Source organism: Mesobacillus sp. ABV4_180 (assembly GCF_056158485.1).
The window spans coordinates 424,852-451,627 of sequence record NZ_JBSWTJ010000001.1 but is presented as its reverse complement, the minus strand read 5'-3'; the positions used below and the strand labels follow the sequence as shown (position 1 = coordinate 451,627).

Below are 26,776 nucleotides of genomic sequence, written 5' to 3'. Positions count from 1 at the left end.
GATTTCCGTTCATTCCGCTAATACAGCCTTTACACTAAAATGGCCCCCGGATTTTACCGGGAAGCCGTATGGAATATGCCGGTTAAACAGGCACATAATCCTTTTTATTTTAGAAGATCGCCAACGAACTTTGGCAATACGAAAGCTGCTTTGTGAAGCTCTTTCGTGTAGTACTTTGTTTCGATTTCGTGGAAGCGTTCCTCGCTCACTTCAAGCGGGTCATGCTTCTTTGAACCTAGTGTGAACGCCCACATTCCGCTTGGGTATGTCGGGATGTTCGCTACATAAAGGCGTGTGATCGGGAAGATTTCTCTTACATCCTTTTGCACATTGCGGATCAGGACAGCCTTGAACCATGGGTTGTCAGACTGCGCTACGAAAATACCATCTTCCTTCAGCGCTTTGGAAATTCCTGCGTAGAAGCCTTTAGTGAACAGGTTCACTGCCGGGCCGACTGGCTCTGTAGAGTCAACCATGATGACGTCATACTGGTTGTCGCTCTCTGCGATATGCATGAAGCCGTCGCCAACCTGGACATCAACACGTGGATCGTCAAGCTTTCCTGCGATTTCAGGCAAGTACTTCTTGGAATACTCGATTACCTTTCCGTCGATATCAACAAGAGTCGCTTTTTTCACGCTAGGGTGCTTAAGGACTTCACGGATTACTCCGCCATCGCCGCCGCCAACAACCAATACATGCTCAGGGTTTGGGTGTGTGAACAATGGAATATGCGCAACCATCTCGTGGTATACGAACTCATCTTTTACAGATGTCATAACCATGTCATCAAGAAGAAGCATGTTGCCCCACTCTTCTGTTTCCACCATATCAAGCTTTTGGAACTCAGTCTGTTCTGTATGTAACGTCTTGTTCACTTTCATTGTGATACCAAAGTTTTCTGTCTGCTTTTCTGTAAACCAAAGACCCATTAATATCCTTCCTTTCGGCAAAAAAAATTTCCGTTATGATGCGGCGAATTCTCACGGCAGGCAGCAGTTTTGCTGTCCAAATTTATATTGATCAAGCGTGGCGCTTACATTTATTTGTTATACTTCCCCAACATCACAAATACAAACATCAGAAAAAGTATAGTTGAATCTAGCAAAAATGCAAGCAAAATTTAATTCTCTCTGATTCTATGTTTAAAAGATGCCGTTTTTTTTCATACTGATATTATCTATTTATTTAGGGGGAAGCAGTATGGAGCTGATGACTGACCAGCGGTTTCGCAAGACAATTAAATATTTGCGCGCCTTGATTTTCTTCGGGCTTGCGGGGCTTGCTTTGGCGACCGTCCTCTATTTTTCTCTGATCGGGTACGCGAAGCTCCAGGGACCGCCTCCTCTTGCCGTACCGCAGTCGACTCTATATTATTCATACGACGGAACGGTCATTGGTGAGAGCCATTCCGGGCAAAAGCGTTATTGGGTGGCGCTCAAGGATATTTCGCCGCATTTGATCAATGCCACTATTTCCATTGAAGATAAAAGCTTCTTCGCCCACAATGGGTTTGATTATAAACGGATTGCCGGGGCAGCGCTGGCTGACTTGAAGGCAATGGCCAAAGTGCAGGGTGCCAGCACGATCACCCAGCAATATGCGCGCAATCTCTACCTGGAACACGACAAAACGTGGAAGCGCAAAGCAACCGAAGCCCTTTATACTTTGCGTCTTGAAATGAATTACTCCAAGGATGAAATCCTCGAAGGCTATCTGAATACGATTTATTATGGAAATGGCGCGTACGGTGTCCAGGCAGCTAGCCGTTATTATTTTGGCAAGGACGCGAAGGATTTATCCCTGGCGGAAGCATCCATGCTTGCGGGAATACCGAAAGGCCCTAACATCTATTCGCCTTTGGCATCGATGGAAAAAGCAAAGCATCGCCAGAATACTGTTCTTTATACGATGAAAGCGAATGGCTACATCACAGAACTTGCTGCACAAAAAGCAAAAATCGAAAAGCTTAAGCTCGTTGGCAAGCACCAGCATGACACTTTAGGCGCTGCTCCCTATTTCCAGGATGCGGTCCGCAATGCACTTAAAAACTCATTGAATTTCGATGACAGGACGATTTCACTTGGTGGATTAAGAGTCTATACGACACTTGACCTTTCGCAGCAGGAAATCGCGGAAAAATCAATCAGCAAGATGATATCCGAGGATTCTGACATCCAAGCCGGATTTGTGGCGATGAATCCGAAGAATGGGCATGTAAAAGCGCTGGTTGGTGGAAGGAATTATGAGGAAAGCCCGTTCAACAGGGCGGTGCAGGCTGTCAGGCAGCCAGGCTCAACGATGAAGCCACTCCTTTATTACGCGGCACTTGAAAATGGTTTTACACCATCGTCGACAATGAAGAGCCAGTTGACAACCTTCATGTTCGATGACGGACGGTCTGAATATACACCGCATAATTTTAACAATAAATATGCCGAAAATGACATTACAATGGCACAGGCATTGGCGTTGTCCGATAATGTATATGCTGTAAAAACACATCTTTTCCTTGGCGAGCAAACACTGATTGAAACTGCCAAACGATTTGGGATCAAATCCGAAATGAACAATGTACCATCTCTTGCACTCGGCACGTCGGGCGTAAGAGTCATTGAGATGGCAAATGCATACAGCATACTCGCCAACGGCGGCAAAAAAGTGGACCCTGTACTGATCAAGAAAGTTGAAAACCATAAAGGTGAAGTCATTTACGAATATAAAGGTGAACAAGAAGAAGTTCTGAAGCCAGAACTTGCTTCTGTCATGACCCATATGCTGACTGGCATTTTTGATAAAAAACTTAATGGATATGCTTCTGTGACGGGAAGCACGCTGATTAAAAAAATGACACGTCCGTATGCAGCAAAATCAGGAACTACTGAAACAGACAGCTGGATGGTTGGCTATACACCGCAGCTCGTTTCAGCTGTATGGACTGGGTATGATAAAGGAAAACCAATCGAGCTGACAGTGGAAAAATCATATGCGAAGAATGTATGGCTTGATTTTATGGAAAAAGCGCTTGATAAAGAGCCTGCGAAGAAATTTAAAGCCGCCAAAGGCACCGTTTCAGTCTATGTCGACCCAGCAAATGGGAAGCTTGCCGCAGATGGCTGTCCGGTCAAGAGGCTGACCTTATTCGCGGCCGGCACGGAACCGACTGAATACTGCACAGATCACATTGACCATGAAGAACATAAGGAAGATAAACCGCAGGAGAAAAAGGAAAAGAAACCTTGGTACAAGCGGATTTTCGGGCGTTAGGAATCTGCCCTATCATTCAGTGTCAACGACTTTTATCTCTGTAGAGCAAAAGAAAAACCCCGGAAGCAAGCCTCCGGGGTTTTTCTCGTCCTAGCATAAAATGTGTTTTACGCTGTTATCAGTTTACTTTTTTTATTGGATTTGAGCAAGCCAGATATTGTCACTTATGAAGAAGTGTCACAATTTCGACAAATTTAAGGGACTATTATCCAACTGTAAAATTAATTAACGGATAGTCCAGTTTTCAACTCGTCTGAAGATCGATCCCACATTCCCGGGTCGTGATTCTTCAGGAAATCAGCCAGGATTGTTTTCGATTTTTCATCCATATGATTAACAATGATATGGCGCTTAATCGACTTATCAAGACGGTTCACGTGCTCAGGAAGCAGCTTATAGCCCCGGCGGATCTCACGGTTGACGGTCATTTCGCATGCTGTGACGCCAGCATAATACGGACCATCTTCCTTCCTGTCGATTGTCACCCAGACAACCCAATACAGCTTTGCATCCGGCACCTCATTGCGGTCGGTAAGAAACTTGATTCCCTTTTCCACCACACTTCGCGCATGCATCGCACCAACATCAACAGTCGCCTCTCCTGCGTCCACGTCAACGATCACCGGCGATACATTATCTAATGTGAGAGCACCTTTCCCGAAGCCCTTATGGCCGTCCATCGGGTCATTTTTAATAATATTGAATCCAATATTCTTGCCTTTTTTTTCTTCCATGAAAAATAACCTCCTCTAGAAAAACAGATTGTATATTCCATCCGTCACAGCCGGAATCAAATAGTGGAAAATCGGCTGGATTGTGTATTGGTCAAGGGGTGTGATCACCAGGATCAAAAAGATGATCGATCCGTACGCTTCATACTGTGCCATTTTTGCCCTGATTTTCGCTGGTGCGAGATCTTCGATGATTCGGTAGCCATCAAGCGGCGGGAACGGCAGAAGGTTGAAGACAAACAGCATCGCGTTCAGCCCGATGAAGATGTTGAGGAAATTCAGGAAAAACTCCGGAACCCCAGATGCCAATCCAAGTGCAACGAATATGTACCAGATGACGAATGCCAGGAAAACGAGGATCAGATTGCTGATTGGCCCCGCAATGGACACCAGCACCCCGGCCAGCTTTGGATTTTTGAACATGAAACGATTGACCGGAACCGGTCTCGCCCAGCCGAAGCCCGCTATGAAAATCAAGATGGTACCAAGCGGATCGAGATGCTTGATCGGGTTCAGCGTCAGCCGCCCCTGCCTCTGGGCAGTCGGGTCTCCGAACTTATACGCGACCCACGCATGTGCGAACTCATGCACCGCAAACGCGATCATCAGCGCCGCAGCCACATACGGAATTTCCTCCAATGAATAATAAAAAAACACAATCCATTCCCCTTTTTTGTCTTTTCTCTAAAGTATAACCCATTCTAATGTGAATGTGAAAAAGTGAATCTTCCGAGGGGCTTGCGTATTTTAGCGAATTATGAAAAACTCAATTTAGATGTACATATTAGTCATTCAAGGAGGCAAATCAAATGCCATACGTAACAGTGAAAATGCTTGAGGGCCGCAGTGAGGACCAAAAGAAAGCACTAGTCGAAAAAGTAACAGACGCAGTCAGCGAAACAACAGGCGCGCCAAAAGAAAAAATCGTCGTGTTCATCGAGGAAATGACGAAGAACCACTATGCCGTAGCAGGCAAGCGGTTAAGCGACGAGTAGGATGGACTAAAAGCTCAGGGATTCTGGGCTTTTTTCATTTATGCCGCAGTAATTTCTATTCTGAGCCTCAATCGGGAAGATATTTTTCTCTTTTATGTGACCGTCAACTCGGTTTCTACGCGCCCACAGGCACATGTTTCCCTTTTTAGTGACCGTCAACTCGATTTCTACGCATCCACGGGCACATGTTTCCCTTTTTTGTGACCGTCAACTCGGTTTCTACGCGCCCACAGGCACATGTTTCCCTTTTTAGTGACCGTCAACTCGATTTCTACGCATCCACGGGCACATGTTTCCCTTTTTTGTGACCGTCAGCTCGATTTCTACGCATCCACGGGCACATGTTTCCCTTTTTTGTGACCGTCAGCTCGGTTTCTACGCATCCACGGGCACATGTTTCCCTTTTTTGTGACCGTCAGCTCGGTTTCTACGCATCCACGGGCACATGTTTCCCTTTTTTGTGACCGTCAGCTCGGTTTCTACGCATCCACGGGCACATGTTTCCCTTTTTTGTGACCGTCAGCTCGATTTCTACGCATCCACGGGCACATGTTTCCCTTTTTTGTGACCGTCAGCTCGGTTTCTACGCATCCACGGGCACATGTTTCCCTTTTTTGTGACCGTCAGCTCGGTTTCTACGCATCCACGGGCACATGTTTCCCTTTTTTGTGACCGTCAGCTCGGTTTCTACGCGCACACAGGCACATGTTTCCCTTTTTTGTGATCGTCAGCTCGATTTCTACGCGCATACGGGCACATGTTTCCCTTTTTTGTGATCGTCAGCTCGATTTCTACGCATCCACGGGCACATGTTTCCCTTTTTTGTGACCGGTTTCTCTTCTCTTCCCCTATTCCGGGAACATATTTCCCTTCACAAAAAAATCGGGCACAAACCCCAAAAGGGTTCGTACCCGATTTAAACTCCTTACGCCAATTGCCTGGCTTTTTCTTTCAAGCTCGCTATATATGCGTTAGCTTCGTTAATTTCTTCATCAGTATATTTCTGGCTTTTTTTCACCGTCTGGATTTTTTCGCGAACCTCATCATCTGGCAAGTTATCAAAATACAAAACCGTGGAAACGAGTTCAAGGAATCTTGCATTCTGGTCGTTGATGTCGGTCAGGCAGTCTCCGAGGCATGGCATCTCGATGCTGTTTTCTCCAAGGAATTCCTGGCCTGCTTCGGTCAATGTATAGCGGTATTGGTAGTAGCCGCCTTTCTTTTCCTTCACTTCATCCAGGAAGCCCATATTGCATAGTTCTTCCACCCGCAATGTCAGTTCTTCGGAATACGGTCCGTAAAAATGGAATTGGAATCGTTCCTGGAAAGGGAACTCCATCTTTTTCGCGATATAGATCATTTTCTGAAGTTTTTTCCTGCCGATGACCTCTCCAGAAACTGAAATGGCATGTATGATTTTAGCGTGGTCTTTTAACAAAACGCGTCAACTCCTGTATCAAATGGTCCCATTGTCTAAGTTCAGCTCAAGAATCTGTGCAATCTGCCCGATTTCAGGGCGTGCTTTTTCCTTTTCCAAAAAATCGGCAGGATAATAAAGTTTATGGTCTGTCCGCCTTTTGCCAGAGATGGCATCGACAATCTCAGATTCCCGCGACAGCTCGCGTATTTCGCCGTTTTTCTTCAGCAGATGGATCGGAAGGCGCTCTTCCTCCTCACCTGGTCGGTAAAAATCGTACGGAAGGTCTGATGATGAATCGACTACCAGGTAATATTCAGGATCCAGCCCTGCCTGTTCGAATAACACGGAAAGCTTCGCCAGCTTCTTGTATTCCTTGGCAGGATCGAACTCGACATATTTAAATAGATTGCGGTTATTGAAGCGGCGGCACAAATCGCTCAGGATCTGGTCCTCTTCCTCCTCCCAAATCTGGAAATAGTAGAGGAACACGGCTTCATCCAATTTTAAATAGTCTTGCAGTGTCATACGGTCCTCGAATATTGAGTAAAAATGATGCGGCTTATGTTTAAAGGTGTAGTTTTGCTCATGAAGGTGTTTGGCACGGTGAAGAATCTTCGTCAGGATCACCTCGGCACTCCTTGTCACCGGGTGGAAATAAACCTGCCAGTACATCTGGTAGCGGCTCATTATGTAGTCCTCGACAGCATGCATCCCGCTTTGCTTAATCACGACCTGGTCTTCCCGCGGGCGCATGACACGCAAAATCCGTTCCATATCAAAATGTCCGTAGCTGACACCGGTAAAATAGGCATCCCTCTGCAGGTAATCCATTCGGTCAGCGTCAATCTGGCTTGAAATCAGGCTGATGACAAGCTTGTTTTCATACGTTTTTTCAATAACCTCAGCGACCTTTTTCGGAAAGTCTGGAGCCACTCTCGTAAGCACCTGGTTCACTTCCGTATCACCAAGGATGATTTCCCTTGTGAAATCTTCATGGTCAAGATCGAACACCTTCTCAAACGAGTGTGAGAACGGTCCATGGCCCAGGTCATGAAGCAATGCTGCACACAATGAGAGCAGCCTCTCCCCTTCATCCCATTCAGGGCGGGAAGCGAACGCGTTGTCGACAATGCGGCGTGTGATTTCATAGACTCCCAATGAATGGTTGAACCTGCTGTGTTCCGCTCCGTGGAAGGTTAAGTACGTCGTGCCGAGCTGCTTGATCCTTCTCAGGCGCTGGAACTCTTTCGTTCCGATCAAATCCCAGATCACCCGGTCACGGACATGGACATACCGGTGTACTGGATCTTTGAATACTTTTTCTTCAAGTAATTTTTCTTCCGAATATCCCATCGTTCTCCTTCTTCCTGTTCAGCTTGTTTTTATTATAGCCTGTTTCGTTCGTCAAATCATCTCGATTTTCTGCAAATTTTTACAAATTTTTCATAAAGATTTGCAAAGCCTTTTCCCATATCCCTTTAATTCCAATTTAGAAGGATTTCTAAACAATCTTGTAGTTTGCAAGTTTACCGCGGAAAAAAAATCACCTCTAAACGGTTGTTTAAAGGTGATTTATACAGGCTATGCTAACGGGCACGAGCCATTATTATGAATGATATAAAAAACAGAGAAGAAGCTTACTTCAGTTTCTTCTGGACTTTTTCCATAAGTTCTTCTTCAGTCAGCGCAGCGACGGGCCGATTATTGACGAATGCGAAAGTTTTCTTTCTTCCAGGTCCGCAATAGGACTGGCACCCAATCTCGACAGTCGCTTCAGAATCCAGCTGCTTCAGCTTTGGAATCAATGTTTTAAGGTTTACGGCCTGACAATCGTCGCAAACACGGAATTCGTTTGCCATTTAGGACAACCCTTTCTAGATCAACCGTGAAGTTGATGACACTAATATTAAGACTAAAGCGTATTTTACCTCTTATTTAAAATGAATGCAAGCTGTTGGAGAGGTCCTTTTGCATATCTATCTTTATGGAAAACACGTATTTACGCGAAAAATCTACTATCCTTCCATTTTACGATGTATAAGGTTTCCAATTTCAGGACATGATTGGAATATGAGTTTTAAATAGTTAACCAATGTAAAAGGGAGTTGAAGAAAAATGAAGGTACGACAAGATGCCTGGACAGATGAAAATGATTTATTGCTGGCTGAAACCGTGCTAAGGCATGTAAGGGAAGGCAGCACACAATTGAATGCTTTTGAAGAGGTGGGTGACAAGCTGGATCGTACATCAGCTGCCTGCGGATTCAGATGGAACGCAGTCGTGAGGCATAACTATGAAAAAGCATTGCAGCTTGCCAAAAAACAGCGAAAACAGAGACAGAGAATCCTAGGCAAGGATCAGGGCGGCAAGAAGAAATTGCTCTATGCCCCGCCGGTTCCAATGATGGATGAAAGTTTGACAGGTTCGTTGCCAGAAGCTGAACTGACTGAATCACAGGCTACATTCGATCTATCATTGCTTGAGCAGGATGACAAGCAAATTGACGCGGCACTCATGGCCGATATGCAAGATTTAATGAGTAGGAAAGAGGAGAAACAAGATTACTCTGCAGAAGCAGCTGCTGAAATCGCAGAGACGCCAGTTCCAGTTGCAAGGACACAGGCAGCACCTGTACGACATACCGTTCCTCAAACGGGCTTGACGATGGGACATGTAATCGCCTATCTGCAAAGCTTGAACGGCTCATCGCTCCAGGTCGATATTTACAAGAGCGAGAATGAAAGATTAAAGCGTGAAATAAATAGTTTAAGGAACCAAAACGGAGAGCTGCAGGAAAAAATAAACAGGCTCGAGAAAAACACGAATACAATGCAGGAAGATTACGAAACACTTATGAAAATCATGAACCGTGCACGAAAGCTTGCTCTGTTTGAAGAAGAAGAACGTCCGGCAACAAAGTTCAAGATGGACCGCAACGGCAATCTCGAAAAAGTAGCGGAATAGATTTGCTAATTACTAAATAGATAGATGTTGGATGGAGAAGGAGATTCAAGCAGCAGCCCCCTCTTTAAGAAAAAGCCGGAAACCCAATCGTTTCCGGCTTATCTTTATTTATGGGAGCCATTAATCCAGGAATTTCTCGTTCCGCTCAATGACCCTAGTATAGTAGTGATCAAACAGCTCAATCTCGTTTCCGTTCAGATAGCCAGATGTCAGCTCATTGCTGTTTCTGTTCAGGAATGTTAAGAACCGCAGCATGACATCCTGAATCGTCATCTCGACACCGAATAATTCAGACAGTGACGCCATTACTTCCGGCTGGATCTCAGGATAGCTGAATTTCGTGCTCTCCCCTTTTTTGGATCGGGCGTAAAATTCCCGAATCAGCTCGGCCCGCTCACTTCCACTGCCAGTCACGCACAAATAGATTTGCACCGCGACCCCTTTTTTCAGCCGCCGCTGCGAGATTCCAGCAAATTTTTTCCCATCAATGCTTAAATCATAGCTGCCCGGGCAGTATGACGCAGAAATCTCCCTCGCCTCTATATTTTTATGGAAATCAGCAAACATTTCCTTGATCAATAACCACATGGCATCATAGCCGCGGTTAATATCTATGCATTTTTCCTTCTCAGGTAAAATAAGTGATAGATTCAGGACTCCTTCGTCAAGCACGACTGCAAGCCCGCCGGAATTGCGGACAATGTATTGAAACCCCTGCTCTTCAAGATACTCTAGCCCTTCCTGGAGATGAGGCAACCTTGTATCCTGGATACCCAGGACGACTGTATCATGGTGCACCCATGCCCTTGCGGTAGCTGGCGACTGCCCTGTCCCGACCGATTCACAAAGCGTATCATCCGTCCCGAACGACTGGAGGGCATGAAAGTGCGTACCGAGGGCCGACTGGTCGATCAATCTCCATTTATCCTGACGCAATAAAATAAGCGCCTCATCCATCGTCATTTCCTCTTTTCATTCTGTATCTTTTCGTTGATATTATAGCATACTCCCCAGAAGCAGCTTACACCGTAAAAAAGCCGATCGGAAAATCCGACCGGCTAAAATTACTATCTTATTTAACAAGTGCCTGTGCTGCTGTAATCAAAGCTAGCTTATATACATCTTCTTCGCTGCAGCCGCGGGACAGGTCATTTACCGGGCGGTTCAAGCCTTGCAGGATCGGTCCTACCGCTTCAAATCCGCCGAGGCGCTGGGCGATCTTGTAGCCAATATTCCCTGCCTCAAGGCTTGGGAATACGAAAACATTCGCATCACCCTGGATCGGTGAGTCTGGCGCTTTTTTCGCTGCAACTGATGGAACAAATGCTGCGTCAAACTGGAATTCGCCATCTACGATCAACAATGGGTCACGTAGCTTGGCTTCTTCGACTGCTTTTGAAACTCTTTCCGTTTCAGGAGATACAGCAGATCCTTTAGTAGAGAAGCTTAACATAGCCACACGTGGCTCTACATCAAACATTCTTGCTGTCTTCGCACTTTCGATCGCGATTTCGGCAAGATCCTGGCTGTCAGGAGCGATATTGATTGCACAGTCAGCGAATACATACTTCTCATCTTCACGAACCATAATGAAAACGCCTGAAGTCTTGCGGACGCCTTCTTTTGTCTTGATGATCTGCAATGCCGGTCTGACAGTATCGGCAGTGGAATGCGCAGCACCGCTGACTAGGCCGTCTGCTTTGTTTGCGTACACAAGCATTGTGCCAAAATAGTTTTCATCAAGAAGAATTTTGCGTGCCTGTTCTTCCGTCGCTTTGCCTTTGCGTCTTTCGACGAATGCCGCGACAAGCTCGTCCATCATCGCAAAATTTGCCGGGTCGTAGATTTCAACGTTATCAAGCGATACTTCCATATCACTTGCCTTCGCCTGGATCTGTTCAATATTCCCTACTAAAATTGGCGTTAACACACCGTCTGCAGCCAATCTACCAGCTGCTGCTAAAATCCGTTCGTCGAGGCCTTCGGGGAACACGATCCGTAAATTCTGTCCGCTTAATTTGGCTTTTAAGCCTCCAAATAAATCACTCATGCTGACTCCTCCTTTAATCTATTACTTATAGCATACTTTACCAACCTTAAAATTCAAGATTGTTACCGTTTTCAACCTTGAAGTCTTTTTATTGTAAATTTTCAAGCATGTTTTTCCTGCCCCTTTTACTATTTGCAATCTTTAACAAAATATCCTTTTTTCGCAGAGGATAAACAAACAAGGTTTTATAAGCATGACGTATGGAGAAACTATGATATGATAATGGTATATTCATGATTTTTAGGAGTGATATAAATGACAGAAGCAGCACAGACATTAGATGGCTGGTATTGCCTGCATGACTTCCGAACAGTAGACTGGACAACTTGGAAGATGCTTCCCGCTGAAGAGCGCCAGGAAGCGATCCAGGAATTCCTCGGACTAGTGGAAAAGTGGAATGGAACCCAGGCAGAAAAACAGGGCAGCCATGCTCTATATACAATCGTGGGCCAAAAAGCAGATTTCATGATGATGATCCTGCGTCCTACAATGGAAGAATTGAATGAAATCGAAACTGAATTTAACAAATCAAAGCTTGCTGAGTACACGGTTCCAGCTCATTCTTATGTTTCCGTTGTTGAGCTGAGCAACTATCTTCCTGCAGGTGAAGATCCATACCAGAACCCGCAAATCCTTGCACGCCTTTACCCTGAACTTCCAAAGGCAAAGCATGTTTGCTTCTATCCAATGGACAAGCGCCGCCAGGGCGAAGACAACTGGTACATGCTTCCGATGGAAGACCGCCGCAACATGATGCGCAGCCACGGAATGATCGGCCGCCAGTATGCTGGTAAAGTCAAGCAGGTCATCACAGGTTCAGTAGGCTTCGATGATTACGAGTGGGGCGTAACTCTATTTGCAGATGAGGTCCTTCAATTCAAGAAGCTTGTGTATGAAATGCGTTTTGATGAAGTAAGCGCGCGCTTCGGCGAATTCGGTTCTTTCTTCGTAGGTAACCTTCTTGAAGAAGACCGCGTTTCTTCATTCCTGCACGTTAATTAAACATTTATTACAGCCTCAGGCAATAGCCTGGGGTTTTTTTATATCCAAAAACACTCCCCACCCCCGTCTATTTTCTGTCATAAAATCAAGCTTTCCTCATATGAATGAAATAGTGAGGATTCAGTTTACTTGTACCCCATCCTGTAAAAGTCAATTTCACCATTTTACATATAAAAGGTGAATTGAAGTAAAAGACTAATAACTTTTAAGGAGGCTATACAATGACTCAATACAATTATCCATATTATAATTACAGAACTTATCCGCAAACCTACCAGCCGTATACTGGTACCGACGAGCAGGCCGCTACTCAAGGTCAGATGGGACAGATGAACCAGATGGGACAAATGGGGCAAATGGGATACCCTCAGACACCAACCTTCCCTGCGCAAACCGGCGGAGTGATGCCGAGCAGTGCAGGACCTCAAGTTGCAGGCATGCTTCCTGCAGAACAATCGTATATCGAAAATATTTTACGTCTGAACAAAGGCAAACTTGCTACTATTTATATGACCTTTGAAAACAACAAGGAGTGGAACGCGAAAATCTTCAAAGGGATCATTGAAGCAGCTGGAAGGGATCACATTATCATCAGTGATCCCCAAACCGGCATGAGATATTTATTGCCGATGATTTACCTCGATTACATTACATTTGATGAGGAAATCGAGTACGACTATCCTTTCGGCGGAGGAGCCGGAATGACAGCCTACCCGCCGAGATAATATTTGATGCAAGAAGAGCACGCCAATCGGCGTGCTCCTTTTTTTAAGACTATAGATATTTTACAGCCGCGATCATCAAAAGTACCCAGGCAGCAAGGAATGCCACCCCCCCAAGTGGTGTGATCGCTCCGAGAATGCTTATTTTCGTCACGCTCAATACGTACAGACTTCCTGAGAATAAAATAATCCCGATTAGCATCAGCCAGCCTGACCAGCTAATAAGCGCATTTGCCGGAAGCTTTCCTGCAAAGATTCCGATTATTAAAATGCCAGTGGCATGGAACATCTGGTACGTAACACCCGTTTTCCATGTTTCCAAATACTTCGGTTCGACTTTCCCCTCAAGCCCATGTGCTCCAAACGCTCCCAGGGCCACGGCCAGGAACGCATTGATGGCTCCTATTAAAATAAATACCTTCATTTTGTTTCACCTCTTCATAAAAATTGGCTGTTCATTTCATCAAAAATCAAAGAGTGAATCTCCGTTTGAGTTATCTTCCATTTCCAGCTTCTTTGGCTGCGGAATCATGGTTGACTGTTGGTTTATCGGCATTTGCTGCTGAGGGATGCTTGGCTGGACAGCAGCGAATTGCACCGGCGCAGCACTGCTATAATTTTGCTTTCCTCCGCCCTGCTGCAGAGGCTCATCTAGCACAAGCTCGCATAGCGTTTTGATGGAATGGATTCTTTCACGCTGACCGGTCTCTGTTTCTGCCGATTTTGCCCGCCTTAATTCTTCTTCCATCTTCAACAATAGCTTTTGCATTGAAATACTCATCGACTCACCTCCATGGATGGTTTATTTATGTATATACTGCGAATCATTTAGTATTTGTACCGTTCCATTCTACAACAATCCACACGTTTTTTCGACTTTAGGGAAGAAATCTGTAAGTTCCACGTGGAACATGTCAATTTTTATCATACTGATTTTTTTATGCTCTGTTTAAATTAGTTGTTGATTTCCGTTCCAGGCGCTTCGCTTTCCGCGGGGCTTGCGCTGAGCCTCCTCGTCGCAAGCTTCTGCGGGGTCTCATCTGTCCAGCTGATCCCGCTGGAGTCTGTGCGCCTTCCACTACAATCAACAGGTTTTTAAAATTCACATTGGTCTATAACAGAGTCTTTTAAAAAAACCCTGGTTACCCAGAGCTCTTAATCTTTTAAGTTTTCAATTTGCCAGTCAATCTCCTGCTTCCCCTGCGCCTCCAGCATTTCATTGACTCTCGAAAATGGCTTGCTGCCGAAGAATCCCCTTCTTGCTGACAGCGGGCTTGGATGTGCCGACATGATGATATGATGTTTATTTTCATCGATCAGCTTGATTTTACTTTGCGCCGGCTTGCCCCAGAGGATGAAAATCACTGGATTTTCACGCTCATTAAGGATGGTGATAATTTTATCAGTGAAGATCTCCCACCCTTTTCCCCTATGAGAGTTCGCTTCCCCTTCCCTCACTGTTAAGACAGTATTCAGGAGCAGCACACCCTGGTCTGCCCATTTTTTCAAATAACCGTTATCCGGAATCTGGCAGCCTAGATCTGCGCTCAGTTCCTTGAAAATATTCCGCAGGGAAGGGGGAAGTGCCACCCCTGGCTTAACCGAAAAGCTTAAGCCATGTGCCTGGCCTGGTCCATGGTAAGGATCCTGGCCAAGGATCACTACCTTAACATTTTCGTAATCTGTATAACGCAGTGCATTGAAAATCTCTTCTTTCTCGGGATAGACCATTATCGTTGCATATTCTTCTGTTAAAAACTCTCTTAATTCCAGGTAATACGCTTTTTCAAATTCTTCCGCCAGCAGCGGGGCCCAGCTATTATTCAAAAGTGCCATGGTTCCAGCTCCTTTCCTTCTATCAAACTACCCTTTTTCATAAAACTATATGTGAACATTTGCCAGCATGTTTAATAGAGCCCATACCGGATATATATATAGTGTAGACGCGGAAGGCTAAATAAGCTTCCCAAACTAGTATAAGAAAAAAAGCTATTAGGAGGAAGATACTATGTTAAAAGTTGAAGTAGTTGAAAACGGCGTACAGGCAGCGGAAAAAATCAGTTCACTTGAAGCATCTGGGTTCGGTAAAGAAAACATTTATATTTTTGCTCATGACGAGAACCGCAGTGAGCATTTAACGGATGCAACTGATACTGGTGGAGTCGGCTTCAAGGAACAAGGCTTCTTTGATTCCATCGGCAACATGTTCAAGTCGCGCGGAGATGAGCTTCGCAACAAGTTCGAGTCCCTTGGCCTTTCAAAACAAGAGGCTGAGCAGTATGAAGTTGAATTGGACAAAGGCCGCCTGGTCCTTGTTGCAACAGATGAAGTAAAATAAACCACCGCATAATCATAACCGATCCTGAGTGATCGTTTATATAGAAACCCCCTGCCAGCTTGGCAGGGGGTTTGCGCGTTATTATCCGAAAAACCTCTGGTATATGCTGCGCGCCTGGGCTAAATCCTTTGTGCCATGAATCAATGCGCGGCCATCCTGGAATATGACCATTCTATTTTCAGCCATTTCCACAGATACCAGATAAGGATTTCCTTTTACCTGATACCCTAGATCCCGCATCTTCTCGGCCGTTTCCTGGAGATTGAGCTCCTGCTGTTTAGGAGGCCTGATCTGTACGGTGTCACGGCCGCAAAGCACGGTTGTTTTCGTCATATTGTCTGCGTTCAAATAAGGGTACTCTGGCAGCTCCCCACAGGAAAGACATCCAGGGTCCTTCGCCTTTGACATTTTCATGCTCGTATACTGGTTCCGCCATAAATCAAAGCTGACAAAAGAAGTCCTGACCGCATCCCAATCTTCAACGAGGATTTTCAGTGCTTCTGCTCCCTGATGGGCAATGACCATCTGAACTGCTGGCCCGATGATGCCACCGGTATCGCATGTCATCCCCTGAAGCGGAACAGTTTTCAGCAGACAATTCAGGCAAGGTGTTTTTCCAGGAATGATCGAAAAACTCATGCCGAAGCTGCCAACACATGCACCGTAAATCCATGGAATCCGGTATTTCTGTGAAATATCGTTGATCGCCATTCTCGTTTCAAAATTATCCGTCGCATCAATGATTAAGTCGACGCCAGCAGCAAGCTCGGCTAATTTTTCCGGAGTGGCATCAGCAATGTATGCGCGCATTTCGACATCGGAGTTGATTGCCCGCAGCCTTTTTTCAGCCGCTGCGGCTTTCGGCAGCTTCTCAGCAACATCCTCTTCCGTATAAAGCTGCTGTCGCTGCAGATTGCTCGCTTCGACATAGTCCCGATCGACAATCGTCAAACGGCCAACCCCTGCCCTTACCAGCAGCTCCGCATTTCCCGACCCAAGCGCACCCGCCCCGATCATCAGTATATGCTTGCTTCTGATCTTCTCCTGTCCGGACTTGCCGATCGGAGGAAACAGAGTCTGGCGTGAATATCTTTCTGACATGGTTGTACCCCTCCCTGTAAAACCAACGCCCTGATCGCATCGGCCAATAAGCCAATGGAACGGGGCGTTGTAAAAATAATCAGCCGCCAGATACAGGCGGGATGAAGGCGATTGTATCTCCCTCTTTGATCATTTCATCGTTCGATGAAAATTCTTCATTGATTGCTGTCATCGAAGTATCAAGCTTTTGCACTCCGTATTTTTCCGCGACAATTTGCTTTAGCTCAGCAACAGTCTTGCCGGCTGCTTCGATTTCGATTGATTCATGTCCTGCTTCATCCCGTAAATGGGCAAAGAATAATATTTTATTCATTGAGATCCTTCTCCTCCGGTTTCCCTGTCGGATATGGGACAGTTTCTAATTGGTTGCCAATCCATTCCTCGCCATCTTCCCAATGTTCTTTTTTCCAGATTGGGACGATTTCCTTGATGCGTTCAATGGCATATCGGTTTGCTTCATATGCATCGTTGCGGTGAGGAGTGGATACAGCGATCACTACGGCGATATCCGTGATGTCTAGCTTGCCGACTCGGTGTGTAATCGCAACCTCTGCCCCGTTCCAGCGCTCCTGGATTTCCGTTCCGATCTGTTCAAGCTTTTTGACCGCCATCGGCTCGTATGCCTCATAGATCAGGTAAAGAGTTTTCTTGCCTTTAGTCAACTCACGCACAGTGCCAATAAAGGTAGTGATTGCCCCTGCCTCACGCTGGACCACTTTATCAATGACGGATTGAACGTTGATAGGTTCTTTCGCGATTTCGTAATTCATCAATATCACCTCAATAAATTGATCCGGATCAGGATTCTAATTCTTATATTTATTACGGACTCTTTAGCCGGATTTCCCGTTCAGTTTGTCCATTAGAGACCTTCTATTGGACGCTTTTCTCTGTTTCTGCCTTCGATCTGTCCGTAAAAATCATTCAAAACTCATCAATATATTAAAAATAAACTGGCTCTGGATTCTCTACGACTGCGTAGCCGCCGATTTTGGCGACTTCGGCTTTGAAGGCTTCGGATTGGATTACGGATCTTAACCAGATGCCCTTTTCGCTTTCGTAAAATGCTTTTGTCATCAGCAAATCGTAGCTTTCGTCTGCTACTGGAATGAAGTCCAGCCCCATCGCCCGGGCAGCGGGGAAGATGCCGAGTCCAGCCGCGTTGTCGTTCCCCTTCACTTCAGCGGCGACGCTAAGGTGGGAGAACATTTCACGGTCATAGCCGTTCACCTCGTCTGCAGAGAGTCCTGCTTCTTTTAGCAATAAATCAAACAAAATGCGGGTGCCTGCTCCCTTTTGCCTGTTGGCGTAGTCTGCACCTTTCACTGCGATGTCACTGACATTCTCGATTCCCAGTGGGTTGCCTTTTGGAAGCATCCAACCCTGGGTTCTTTTTAAAAACGGATAAAGGACTGCGTCTTGCCCGGCAAGAAGTTTCCTTACGTAGGTAACATTATATTCTTTAGTTTCCGGGTCAAGCAAATGAATGCCCGCTACATGGGCTTCCCCTTTTCTGATTGCCATTAAACCGGCCATGCTGCCAACATGGGAAGAAACAATCTTCATGTCGGTGCGCTGCTTTTTAAGCTGGGAGGACAACAGGTCGATCGTCAAATCATGGCTGCCGCTGAAGACGATTGCGTTCTTGATTTCTTCGACAGGTCTGTAAAGTTCGACTTCGACGGTATCTCCCTGCTCGTATCCAAGCTCCTCAGGCGGCACGACGAGCACTCCGTCTGCCCGCACAAGCGACATCGTGACGCCCGCCGCGCGCGTCAGCGGATTGGCAACAAATTGTCCATCCACATAGCCGATATTCATTCGGACAAAGTCCTCCGCTCCCATCGTGGAGACAATCCTGCGTCCCAGCTTAACCTCAAGCTTCGGCCTCTGGGGCTCAGCGATCCCCAAATACTTGCACACAAGCGGCCTTACGAACCACTCAAGCGCCAGGTATGCAGAAACCGGATATCCCGGAACACCTACCACTACTTTATCTTTAATTTTCCCGAGAATGACTGGCTTACCCGGCCTTGTTGCCACACCGTGGGTAAAAACAGTGCCAAGTTCCTCGAGAATATGCACAGTATAATCTTTCGAACCTGCTGATGAACCTGCATTAATGACGACGATATCCGATGTCTCAACTGCATTCAGCAGTGCTTCCTTAATTTTTTCAGGCTCATCCTTCACGATTGGGTGCAGGTATGGATTGCCGCCCCAATCTTCTACATACGCACTGAAAACGGTGCCATTGAATTCAATGATCCTGCCTGAAGACAATGAAGTTTCCGCGCTGACGAGTTCATTTCCTGTCGGGATGATAGTCACGAGCGGTTTCTTGACGACGCATACCTCTGTAACCTGGGCCGCAAGGAGGGCTCCAAGGTCGGCAGGACGCAATTGATGTCCCTGCGTGAACAGCATTTCTTCCTGAACAATGTCCTCGCCAATCGGCCGGATATGCTGCCATGGTGTTGCTGGCTCGATGATTTCGATTGTCTCGTCGTCAATGACGTGGATATGCTCGACCATGATGACTGCATTGTATTGCGTAGGAATCGCGTTCCCTGTATCCACATATTCAAACTGGACGCCCTTTTTCAAATGGAGCGGGCGCTGTTCATGTGCATCATAAGTATCCTCTGCGTTCACGGCAATGCCGTCCATCGCGGATGCATGATAAAAAGGCATCGAAACATTGGCGAAAACAGGTTCAGCAGTAATGCGTCCAAGGGCGGCGGCAGCCGGGATCCATTCTTTTTCCTGAGGCAGGCCGAACGCGGCAAGCACTTCATTCCTTGCTTGTTCGCGCGGCTTGTCTTCAAGATAGATTTTTCGGTTGTATCGTATTCTTTCCATGATGCGGCTCCCCCTATCTCGTCAAAATCACTGGAACGTATTCGCCTTGAGAAATCCCCTCTTTTTCGGAAACAATCTCGACGATTCCATCGCTTTTTACCAAAGTTGTAATCAGTCCGGATTTGCCGATGATCGGCTCTGCCCACCATTCTCCATCTCTTTCTTCCAGCCTGACCCTGATATAATCCGAGCGGCCTGGTGAGGATGGGATGTTTTTTACGATCCGGGCAAAAATCCGCTCAGGTCTGTGTTCGATTCTTTCACCCTTCAGCCTTCTGATGACCCTTTCGCCAAAAAGCTTGAAAATGATCATTGCGGATGCTGGATGCCCCGGAAGTCCGATCACCGGTTTTCCATCTGCAACAGCCAGGATTGTCGGCTTCCCTGGCTTGATGGAAATGCCATGGACAAACACACCTGGGTCACCGAGTGACTGGATGACCTCTGTCGTATAGTCCTTCGTGCCGACTGAACTTCCCCCTGATAAAATAAGGCAGTCAGCCTGTTGATATAATTCACGGGCTTTGCTGGAGAATTCCTGATAGTCATCACGCGTGATGCCGCCATAGATGACCTCAATATCCCATTCACTGGCAAGACCCTTGACAGTCAGGTAATTGATATCACGGATTTGCCCTGTTTCAAGTGTTTTCGTTTCATAAGGAACGATTTCGTCCCCTGAAGAAAGGTACGCAGCTTTCAGCTTACGGTAGACTTTCACTTCGGAAACACCAAGTGCCGCCAGCGCTCCAAGTTCCTGCGGCCGCAATTTTGTCCCTGAGGTTAACAGAACTTCGCCTGCCTTGATGTCTTCGCCTTTCCTGATGACATTCTCGCCTGGCGCGATCTGCTTGTACGTATTCAAGAGCCCGCCGATCTCCTCGCAATGCTCGATCATCAGCACGCTGTCACTGTCAGGAGGAAGCATTCCGCCCGTTGGGACATAAATCGCCTCGCCCCTGCAAACCGGCTTTACGGCTTCTTCTCCCATATGGACCTCACCGGCGACATTCAAGAAGCCTGGCATGGATTCAGAAGAGCCATATGTGTCCCTGGCGATGACGGCATAGCCATCGACGGTCGACCGGTCAAAACCGGGTACATTCTCTTCCGCCGTGACATCCTCTGCCAGGATGTAATGGAGTGCCTCATCAAGCGAGCGGATTTCGGTTTCCCTGATCTTGCTGATTTTTTCATCAATTAATGCAAAGGTCTCTTCAACCGTTTTCACTTTGAAAAATTGCATGCTGCCTAACTTCCTTTCTAGCACCTGAAAACTATTCTCCGGATTCCGCCCATTTTTTCGCATTTTCATATTCTTCTGGATGATTCATATTGAAAAAGACGCGTTCCAGGCTGCCTTCGCAATACAGCTGCAAATCTGATTCATCGAGGTATCGCACATCCAGCCCCTCAAGCATTTGCCTGATCCTCAGTGTCCCCTCTTCGATACAGTCCGCAGCATATCGTGCGACCCTTTTTTGGTAGGCAGCAAAAAGCGGATGCTGCCTGCCCTCGCTTACAGGGATGACCGCATCATGATGCTTCAGGACCTTAACCAGGCTGGATGCAAGCTCTGCTGAGACAAATGGCATATCGCATGCCACTATGAAGTTCTCTTCATAGTCTGATGCCTCAAGCCCCGCATGGATGCCTGCCAGCGGTCCAGAACCCGGATACTGGTCTGTAACCGTTTTAATATTTAAAAATTGATAGGTTTCAGGATCATTCGTTACTAGAATTATATCATCAAATACATGCTTTAACTCATCGATAATTCTCTCAATATTCGTTTTTTCTTGAAATTTCAGGAGAGCTTTGTTTGTCCCCATCCTGCTAGATTTGCCGCCTGATAAAATAATCGCTCCAGCTTTCATCCCACAGCACCTTCTTTTAATTCGTCTGTTTTGTTTGACCCGCTGCTTTATAGCCATTCTCCTGCGCGACAAAATCCAGATGGATTGTGTTCAAGTCAAGCATGGCTGGTGTTGGCTTCACAATATACTGTCTAGTATCTATTACCTTAGTATATCCCTTGCATTCCTCACAAACCTGGATTTGGGCAGCTGCATCCCCTTCGATTGTCAGGAACTGAACCGTTTCATGATCTTCATTGCCACAATGGGAACAGGTTATGCGCTTATCTTGCCAGTGCGCAAGGCAGCGCGGGCAGTGAATGACCTTCTTTCCTCCATCTTCAAGCTGGGCGAGACGAACCGGTTCTCCGCAAACAGGACAGCCCGCTCCATGCACCCCGTACTGAATCTCTTCCTGGACTTTCTCAGCAGCCAGCTGCAAATAAGGACGCAATACTGTTTCGGCAATGAATTGCGGGATCCATCTGTCAATTTCATTTTCCTCTGCAAAACTTGCAAAGTAGATATGGTTAAAAGCAAAGGCTTCATCGATCCACCTTTTTGCCGTCTCTTCATCTAACAATCTTTTAATCGATTCCATTGAATTCTTGAGCTCTGATTGATACTTCGCTAAAAGCTCGCCAATATCCTCTATCCACTGTAAGAATAGGGAAATATCAAAGTCAATGGCCGTCAACGCGAGTACAGGAACGCCTGCCTCCATTGCTGCTTTATCAAGATTAGGCTGGACACGGTCAGGGTTCAAACCAGTTTTCCATTGTTCCTGCAATCTGATGATATCCCTCTGCAATTTCTGGTACTCTTTTGAGACAACGGACTTCTTCATTGCTTCAGCCCCTCTTTCATTCGTAATCTAGTCTCTTTCTGAATCTAAACTTTGAAGGGAATGGTGCCCGGACGGGCAGCCATTCCCTTTATTGATGATTTACGCGCCTTTTTTCTTGTTCTTGTTTTTATCAAGGTCAGGGAAGTTGCCTTTCTTGACTTCTTCTTCATACCATTCTGTATAGTGGTCCTTTGCCCACCATGCCGGGACCTCTCCGGTAATGACGCCTGTGTATCCTGGTCTTGAATTTTTGTGGATGACACTGAGGTAGATGTGGCCGACTACTACCGCAATCGCCAAACCGAAACCGATATTGTGTGCTACATATGCCCATAGGACGACTGCCTTCGGGAACAGGTCTGGGAACCACATCGGGAATCCGGAACCGATGATCAGGATCGCAGTCAGGATCTGGATGATTGAGTTGATTTTTTCACCAGCGTTGAAGAAGGTTTGTTTTACATGCTTGAATTTAAAGCCGAACAGCTCTTTAACGAACTCAGTAAAAAACTGCAAATCCCGCTTCTTCCAGGTAACAAGCTCTTTGCCCCAGCGAATGAGCCCTTTAGGGTCCATGATCAGCCAGATGAAAGTAGGCAGGATGAACGCGATTGCAAAAATCCTGTGGAGCAGGCGTGCTCCCTCCGGCCCGCCAAGCACAGGGTACAGCCAGTCAAACCACTCTGTATACATTGGCAGTGCCGTAATATACAAAGCGAAAAAAGAAATGGCGTTCACGGCATGCGCAATGACGAAGCCTTTCGAGAAACGCTTTACTTTAACATCAGAATTCACTGGTTTACTCATGGCTGCCACCTCCATCCTCTTCATGGCTTTTGCCTTCTTTATTGAATAATTTGCTGGTCACGAAAGCCCCCACAAGTGCCATGCTTGTCGCACCAAGCATCATCTTGCCGATTGGCTGTGCGTAATCCTTCCAGACGACTGCAGATGTCGGGACCTTAGGCTTCTCAGGCAATCCATAGACAGATGGTTTTTCTGCCAGCACATAGATTGTATGTGTCCCTCCGACTCCTTCTGGATTGTAGATCATCGCATTCGGGAAGCGATCCTTGATTTCGCTCAGGCGCTTCTCAGCTTTTTTGAGCATTTCTTCTTTCGTTCCGAACTCCATCGCATCTGTATGACAGGTGGTGACACAGGCAGGCTGCATGCCTTCCTCAAGACGGTCGACGCACATGGTGCATTTCTGTGCCTTCTTGTACTCCTTGCCGTTTTTATCTTTATACGTTGCCAGTTGAACGACATCGAATGGGCAGTTCTGTACGCAATAGCCGCAGCCGACACATTTATCCGTGTTCACATCGACAGTGCCGAATTCTGTATAGTGCATCGCATCCTCCGGGCAAACCTTTACGCATGCCGCTTCCGAGCAATGGAAACAGGATGAATGACGGAAAAGGTACTCAAGATTGCCTTTTCCGTTTTCGTGCTCGATGAATGACAGTACGTTCCAGGTGTTCGCAGTTACATTCGCGTGCGACTGGACGCTGCCCTGGAAGGCTTCCGGTTCAGCCGGAAGGTCATTCCAGTTTTTACAGGCGACCATACATGCACGGCAGCCGTCACACTTGGTGACATCGACAAATTTTACATATTCCGCTTTTGGCATCAGTCAGCCCTCCTTACATCGCAGAGGAATGCCTTATACTCAGGAATCATTGTGTTCGCGTCCCCGATATGAGGTGTCAGGCGGTTTGCTGTATCCCCTGTTGCATATCCTTTATATCCGAAGTGCCAAGGCATGCCGATCTGGTGGACTTTCCTGCCATTGACCGTATGCGGCTTGAAGCGCTTGGTCACCATCGCGTATGCTTTCACTTCGCCGCGCGCGGATGTGACGATGACTTTGTCTTTATTCTTGATGCCTTTTTCCTTCGCAAGCTCTTCGCTCATTTCAATGTACATATGGCCGGCAAGCTCTGACAGCCACTGCTGGTTGCGTGTCATCGAACCTGATTGCCAGTGTTCACTTACACGGTAAGTTGTCGCGACGATCGGGAATTTCTTCTTCGTGCCTTTAAGGTTGAAGTCACCGTCCCAAACCTTGATCGTCGGATTGAATTCCTGGCTTGAGAATGCATTTGGCACCGGACTTTCAAACGGCTCATAGTGTTCAGGGAATGGACCATCGTTCAATGTCGGAGCGAACATGCCGCCAACTCCGTCCTTTGTCATGATGAACGGGTTAGTGCCGCCTGGATCTGAAGGCGCAACAACTGCTTTAAAGTCTGGAACATCGTTTCCGGCCCATTTTTTCGCTGCTTCATCCCACCAGATAACAGCTTTATCCTTATTCCACGGCTTCCCGCCTGGATCTGCAGAAGCCCGATTATAAAGAACGCGGCGGTTCATCGGCCATGCATATGACCAGTTCAGGAAGTTGCCCATCCCTGTGTCTTTGTTGTCACGGCGCTTAGAAAGGTTGCCTTCTTCAGGATAGAATCCAGAATAAATCCAGTTACCGGAACATGTAGATCCATCATCAGCGAGCATTCCGAAGTTTTCGACCTGTTTGCCTGTTTTTGTGTAATATCCGTTGATTTCCCTTGCAACGAGATCGAATTCAGGATGGTCATGTTCACCATAATTCCAGTACAATGCATTAATCGCTTTTGCTGCTGGTGAAGCCTCATTTTTATACATTGCCTTCAGGCGCTGCATAAGCATATGGATGATTTCCATATCTGCTTTTGCCTCACCTTTAGGTTCAATCGCCTTCCAACGGTATTGCATCCAGCGCCCGCTGTTTGAAACCGTTCCTTCTTTTTCATAAGAAGATGCTGCCGGAAGCAGGAACACTTCTGTATTGATCTTAGATGGGTCGCTGCCAGCTTCTTTCTGCCAGAAGGATGACGTCTCCGTTTCCCAAAGGTCAACAGCCACGAGCCAATCAAGGTTGCTGAGAGCTTCTTTTTCCTTGCCGGCATTTGGCCCGCCTACAACAGGGTTTGTTCCAAACAGGAATGTACCGTTCAGCTCTCCTTTGTACATGGCATTGAAAAGCGCGATATGGGAGTAATTCTTGTTACCTTTTGGAATGTATTGATAACAGAACTCATTTTCTTTTGTAGCATTCGGCCCATACCATGCCTTCAATAAGCTGACTACAAATTTTGGCTTATTGCTCCAGTAGCCGGTCTTTGGTGTTTCTTTTTCCAGGTACGCTTTAAGCGTTGCATGTTCAGGAAGCTCTTTTGGTGCTCCAAGATAGCCTGGAAGGTCCCCGAAAAGCAATCCAAAATCTGTTGAACCTTGAACGTTGGATTCACCGCGGAGCGCGTTAACGCCGCCGCCAGGCATCCCAATGTTTCCAAGAAGCAGCTGAAGCATGGCATATGATCGAACGTTCTGAGTTCCGACTGTATGCTGGGTGGTACCCATTGCATATAAAATGGTACCTGCTCTTCCTGTTTTTCCAGTTGAGCAGAATGTTTCTGCCACCTTCAGGTATTCTTCCTTAGGTGTTCCCGTCACCGCTGATACTGTATCAACGTCGTATCTGGAATAATGCTTTTTCATCAATTGGAAAACAGATCTGGGATGTTGCAGTGTTTCATCCTTTACTGGCTTCCCGTCCTCTGTTGTTTCAAATGACCAGCTTTCCTTCTCATAAGAACGGGTTGCTTCATCATAACCACTGAACAAGCCGTCTTTAAAATCGAATCCTTCTTTGACAATGAAGGATGCATTTGTATATTTAGCAACATACTCTTTGTGGAAAAGATTATTTTCAATCGAGTAATTGATCAAGCCTCCGATAAATGGAATATCCGTTCCTGATCGAAGCGGGGCATAAATGTCAGCCTGTGAAGACGTTCTTGTAAAACGCGGATCGACAGACAGGATTTTGCCTCCGTTTTCCCTTGCCTTTAAAAGCCATCTGAAGCTGATTGGATGGTTTTCAGCAGGGTTAGCTCCTATGATCAATGCACAATCTGTATGCTGCAGATCATTCCAATGGTTTGTCATTGCTCCACGACCAAATGAAGGTGCCAGACCGGCAACCGTAGAACTATGTCATATTCGTGCCTGGTGCTCTAAATAAGTGACACCAAGCCCTCTCATCATTTTCGCGAGCAAATAAGTCTCTTCATTATCAAGTGCAGCACCGCCAAGGCTGGCGATCGCTTCCGTTTTATTGACATACATTCCGCCAGATTTTTCAACGAATGTTTTGTCGCGTGTTTCCTTCACGCGTTTGGCTATGGTATCGAGCATCCATCCCCAGTCTTTTTCTTCCCATTTATCGCTACCAGGAGCGCGATAACGCGGCTTCAGGACGCGTTTCTCTGAAGTGAAAAGCTGTCTGATCGTCGTCCCTTTACTGCACAGGCTTCCTTCATTGATGGGATGATCCGGATCCCCTTCCGTATATACCACATCTTTGTTTTTTGTATGGACTAAAATTCCGCAGCCGACCGCGCAGTATGGACAAATGGTTGGTGTAACAGTAGCTTTGGCAATCTTGAATTCTTTTGTTTTCGCATGGACTTCAATTTCATTGAAGCCAAGCTCGACAACAGCCAGGGTAGCCGCAGTGGCACCTGACAGCTTCAGGAACTGCCGGCGATTCAGGTTGATTTCAACCATCTCTCTC

At 46.5% G+C, this 26,776-nt stretch carries 26 protein-coding genes and 1 pseudogene; 6 read left to right on the top strand and 21 right to left on the bottom strand.

Going from position 1 to position 26,776, the window contains the following annotated elements; translation table 11 throughout:
- Positions 1-104: 104 nt before the first annotated feature.
- The gene (speE, locus tag ACXAEA_RS02375; protein ID WP_475094340.1) at positions 105-932 is read right to left on the bottom strand and encodes a spermidine synthase; all 828 of its coding nucleotides are present in this window, start codon (positions 930-932) and stop codon (positions 105-107) included.
- A gap of 271 nt (positions 933-1,203) precedes the next feature.
- On the opposite strand from speE, the gene ACXAEA_RS02370 reads away from it, so the two are divergent.
- Positions 1,204-3,267, top strand: a complete 2,064-nt coding sequence (locus ACXAEA_RS02370) for a transglycosylase domain-containing protein (protein ID WP_475094339.1) — start codon at positions 1,204-1,206, stop codon at positions 3,265-3,267.
- Between the two features lie 221 nt (positions 3,268-3,488).
- Here the strand turns inward: ACXAEA_RS02370 and ACXAEA_RS02365 are convergent, their stop codons facing one another.
- Together ACXAEA_RS02365 and ACXAEA_RS02360 are read right to left on the bottom strand one after the other, a co-directional pair.
- Complete coding sequence (locus tag ACXAEA_RS02365; protein ID WP_475094338.1) at positions 3,489-4,001, bottom strand: YwhD family protein; 513 nt, start codon at positions 3,999-4,001, stop codon at positions 3,489-3,491.
- 15 nt (positions 4,002-4,016) lie between these two features.
- A complete protein-coding gene (locus tag ACXAEA_RS02360) occupies positions 4,017-4,604 on the bottom strand; it encodes a site-2 protease family protein (RefSeq protein WP_475098042.1) in 588 nt (195 codons plus the stop codon).
- A 200-nt stretch (positions 4,605-4,804) separates the two neighbouring features.
- Between ACXAEA_RS02360 and ACXAEA_RS02355 the strand changes: the two are divergent.
- Positions 4,805-4,993, top strand: a pseudogene (locus ACXAEA_RS02355) (2-hydroxymuconate tautomerase); the annotation flags it as partial.
- Between the two features lie 925 nt (positions 4,994-5,918).
- On the opposite strand, the gene ACXAEA_RS02350 reads toward ACXAEA_RS02355, so the two are convergent.
- The 3 genes from ACXAEA_RS02350 to ACXAEA_RS02340 all read right to left on the bottom strand — a co-directional run bounded on the left by ACXAEA_RS02350 (position 5,919) and on the right by ACXAEA_RS02340 (position 8,272).
- The gene (locus ACXAEA_RS02350) at positions 5,919-6,431 is read right to left on the bottom strand and encodes a YwgA family protein (RefSeq protein ID WP_475094337.1); all 513 of its coding nucleotides are present in this window, start codon (positions 6,429-6,431) and stop codon (positions 5,919-5,921) included.
- An 18-nt stretch (positions 6,432-6,449) separates the two neighbouring features.
- Complete coding sequence (locus ACXAEA_RS02345) at positions 6,450-7,766, bottom strand: HD domain-containing protein (RefSeq protein WP_475094336.1); 1,317 nt, start codon at positions 7,764-7,766, stop codon at positions 6,450-6,452.
- A gap of 284 nt (positions 7,767-8,050) precedes the next feature.
- Entirely contained in the window at positions 8,051-8,272 is a 222-nt protein-coding gene (locus tag ACXAEA_RS02340) for a YuzB family protein (protein ID WP_475094335.1), read from the bottom strand.
- A 256-nt stretch (positions 8,273-8,528) separates the two neighbouring features.
- On the opposite strand from ACXAEA_RS02340, the gene ACXAEA_RS02335 reads away from it, so the two are divergent.
- A complete protein-coding gene (locus ACXAEA_RS02335) occupies positions 8,529-9,377 on the top strand; it encodes an RsfA family transcriptional regulator (protein ID WP_475094334.1) in 849 nt (282 codons plus the stop codon).
- 120 nt (positions 9,378-9,497) lie between these two features.
- On the opposite strand, the gene lipL is transcribed toward ACXAEA_RS02335, so the two are convergent.
- Both lipL and pta read right to left on the bottom strand, forming a co-directional pair.
- Positions 9,498-10,334 (bottom strand): octanoyl-[GcvH]:protein N-octanoyltransferase, encoded by an 837-nt coding sequence (lipL, locus tag ACXAEA_RS02330; protein ID WP_475094333.1) that lies wholly within the window; start codon positions 10,332-10,334, stop codon positions 9,498-9,500.
- A gap of 115 nt (positions 10,335-10,449) precedes the next feature.
- Complete coding sequence (gene pta, locus ACXAEA_RS02325) at positions 10,450-11,427, bottom strand: phosphate acetyltransferase (protein WP_475094332.1); 978 nt, start codon at positions 11,425-11,427, stop codon at positions 10,450-10,452.
- Positions 11,428-11,682: 255 nt separating this feature from the next.
- On the opposite strand from pta, the gene hemQ reads away from it, so the two are divergent.
- Both hemQ and gerQ read left to right on the top strand, forming a co-directional pair.
- Positions 11,683-12,429, top strand: a complete 747-nt coding sequence (gene hemQ / locus ACXAEA_RS02320) for a hydrogen peroxide-dependent heme synthase (RefSeq protein ID WP_475094331.1) — start codon at positions 11,683-11,685, stop codon at positions 12,427-12,429.
- Between the two features lie 320 nt (positions 12,430-12,749).
- Complete coding sequence (gene gerQ, locus ACXAEA_RS02315; RefSeq protein WP_475098041.1) at positions 12,750-13,154, top strand: spore coat protein GerQ; 405 nt, start codon at positions 12,750-12,752, stop codon at positions 13,152-13,154.
- A gap of 49 nt (positions 13,155-13,203) precedes the next feature.
- Here gerQ and ACXAEA_RS02310 read toward each other — a convergent pair whose 3' ends face one another.
- From ACXAEA_RS02310 to ACXAEA_RS02300, 3 genes are all read right to left on the bottom strand, one after another.
- The gene (locus ACXAEA_RS02310) at positions 13,204-13,575 is read right to left on the bottom strand and encodes a DUF423 domain-containing protein (RefSeq protein WP_475094330.1); all 372 of its coding nucleotides are present in this window, start codon (positions 13,573-13,575) and stop codon (positions 13,204-13,206) included.
- Positions 13,576-13,614: 39 nt separating this feature from the next.
- The gene (locus ACXAEA_RS02305; RefSeq protein ID WP_475094329.1) at positions 13,615-13,932 is read right to left on the bottom strand and encodes a YwdI family protein; all 318 of its coding nucleotides are present in this window, start codon (positions 13,930-13,932) and stop codon (positions 13,615-13,617) included.
- 374 nt (positions 13,933-14,306) lie between these two features.
- A complete protein-coding gene (locus ACXAEA_RS02300; protein ID WP_475094328.1) occupies positions 14,307-14,987 on the bottom strand; it encodes a uracil-DNA glycosylase in 681 nt (226 codons plus the stop codon).
- Positions 14,988-15,159: 172 nt separating this feature from the next.
- Between ACXAEA_RS02300 and ACXAEA_RS02295 the strand changes: the two genes are divergently transcribed.
- Positions 15,160-15,489 carry a YflT domain-containing protein gene (locus ACXAEA_RS02295; protein ID WP_475094327.1) on the top strand — a complete coding sequence of 110 codons (330 nt, stop codon included), beginning with the start codon at positions 15,160-15,162 and terminating at the stop codon, positions 15,487-15,489.
- A gap of 81 nt (positions 15,490-15,570) precedes the next feature.
- Here ACXAEA_RS02295 and ACXAEA_RS02290 read toward each other — a convergent pair whose 3' ends face one another.
- The 10 genes from ACXAEA_RS02290 to fdnG form a co-directional block, all read right to left on the bottom strand.
- On the bottom strand, positions 15,571-16,590 hold the full coding sequence (locus tag ACXAEA_RS02290) for a thiazole biosynthesis adenylyltransferase ThiF (protein WP_475094326.1): 1,020 nt from the start codon (positions 16,588-16,590) through the stop codon (positions 15,571-15,573).
- A gap of 79 nt (positions 16,591-16,669) precedes the next feature.
- A complete protein-coding gene (gene moaD, locus ACXAEA_RS02285) occupies positions 16,670-16,903 on the bottom strand; it encodes a molybdopterin converting factor subunit 1 (RefSeq protein WP_475094325.1) in 234 nt (77 codons plus the stop codon).
- Entirely contained in the window at positions 16,896-17,360 is a 465-nt protein-coding gene (locus tag ACXAEA_RS02280) for a molybdenum cofactor biosynthesis protein MoaE (protein WP_475094324.1), read from the bottom strand. The genes moaD and ACXAEA_RS02280 overlap by 8 nt, the downstream gene beginning before the upstream one ends.
- A 172-nt stretch (positions 17,361-17,532) precedes the next feature.
- On the bottom strand, positions 17,533-19,452 hold the full coding sequence (locus ACXAEA_RS02275) for a molybdopterin biosynthesis protein (protein WP_475094323.1): 1,920 nt from the start codon (positions 19,450-19,452) through the stop codon (positions 17,533-17,535).
- 13 nt (positions 19,453-19,465) lie between these two features.
- Positions 19,466-20,698 (bottom strand): molybdopterin molybdotransferase MoeA, encoded by a 1,233-nt coding sequence (locus ACXAEA_RS02270; protein WP_475094322.1) that lies wholly within the window; start codon positions 20,696-20,698, stop codon positions 19,466-19,468.
- A 31-nt stretch (positions 20,699-20,729) separates the two neighbouring features.
- A complete protein-coding gene (gene mobA, locus ACXAEA_RS02265) occupies positions 20,730-21,329 on the bottom strand; it encodes a molybdenum cofactor guanylyltransferase (RefSeq protein WP_475094321.1) in 600 nt (199 codons plus the stop codon).
- A 16-nt stretch (positions 21,330-21,345) separates the two neighbouring features.
- On the bottom strand, positions 21,346-22,155 hold the full coding sequence (locus tag ACXAEA_RS02260) for a formate dehydrogenase accessory protein FdhE (RefSeq protein WP_475094320.1): 810 nt from the start codon (positions 22,153-22,155) through the stop codon (positions 21,346-21,348).
- 99 nt (positions 22,156-22,254) lie between these two features.
- On the bottom strand, positions 22,255-22,962 hold the full coding sequence (locus ACXAEA_RS02255) for a formate dehydrogenase subunit gamma (protein ID WP_475094319.1): 708 nt from the start codon (positions 22,960-22,962) through the stop codon (positions 22,255-22,257).
- Positions 22,955-23,788, bottom strand: a complete 834-nt coding sequence (locus ACXAEA_RS02250; protein ID WP_475094318.1) for a 4Fe-4S dicluster domain-containing protein — start codon at positions 23,786-23,788, stop codon at positions 22,955-22,957. Before ACXAEA_RS02250 ends, ACXAEA_RS02255 begins: the two co-directional genes overlap by 8 nt.
- Complete coding sequence (gene fdnG / locus ACXAEA_RS02245) at positions 23,788-26,769, bottom strand: formate dehydrogenase-N subunit alpha (RefSeq protein WP_475094317.1); 2,982 nt, start codon at positions 26,767-26,769, stop codon at positions 23,788-23,790. The genes ACXAEA_RS02250 and fdnG overlap by 1 nt, the downstream gene beginning before the upstream one ends.
- Positions 26,770-26,776: the final 7 nt, after the last annotated feature.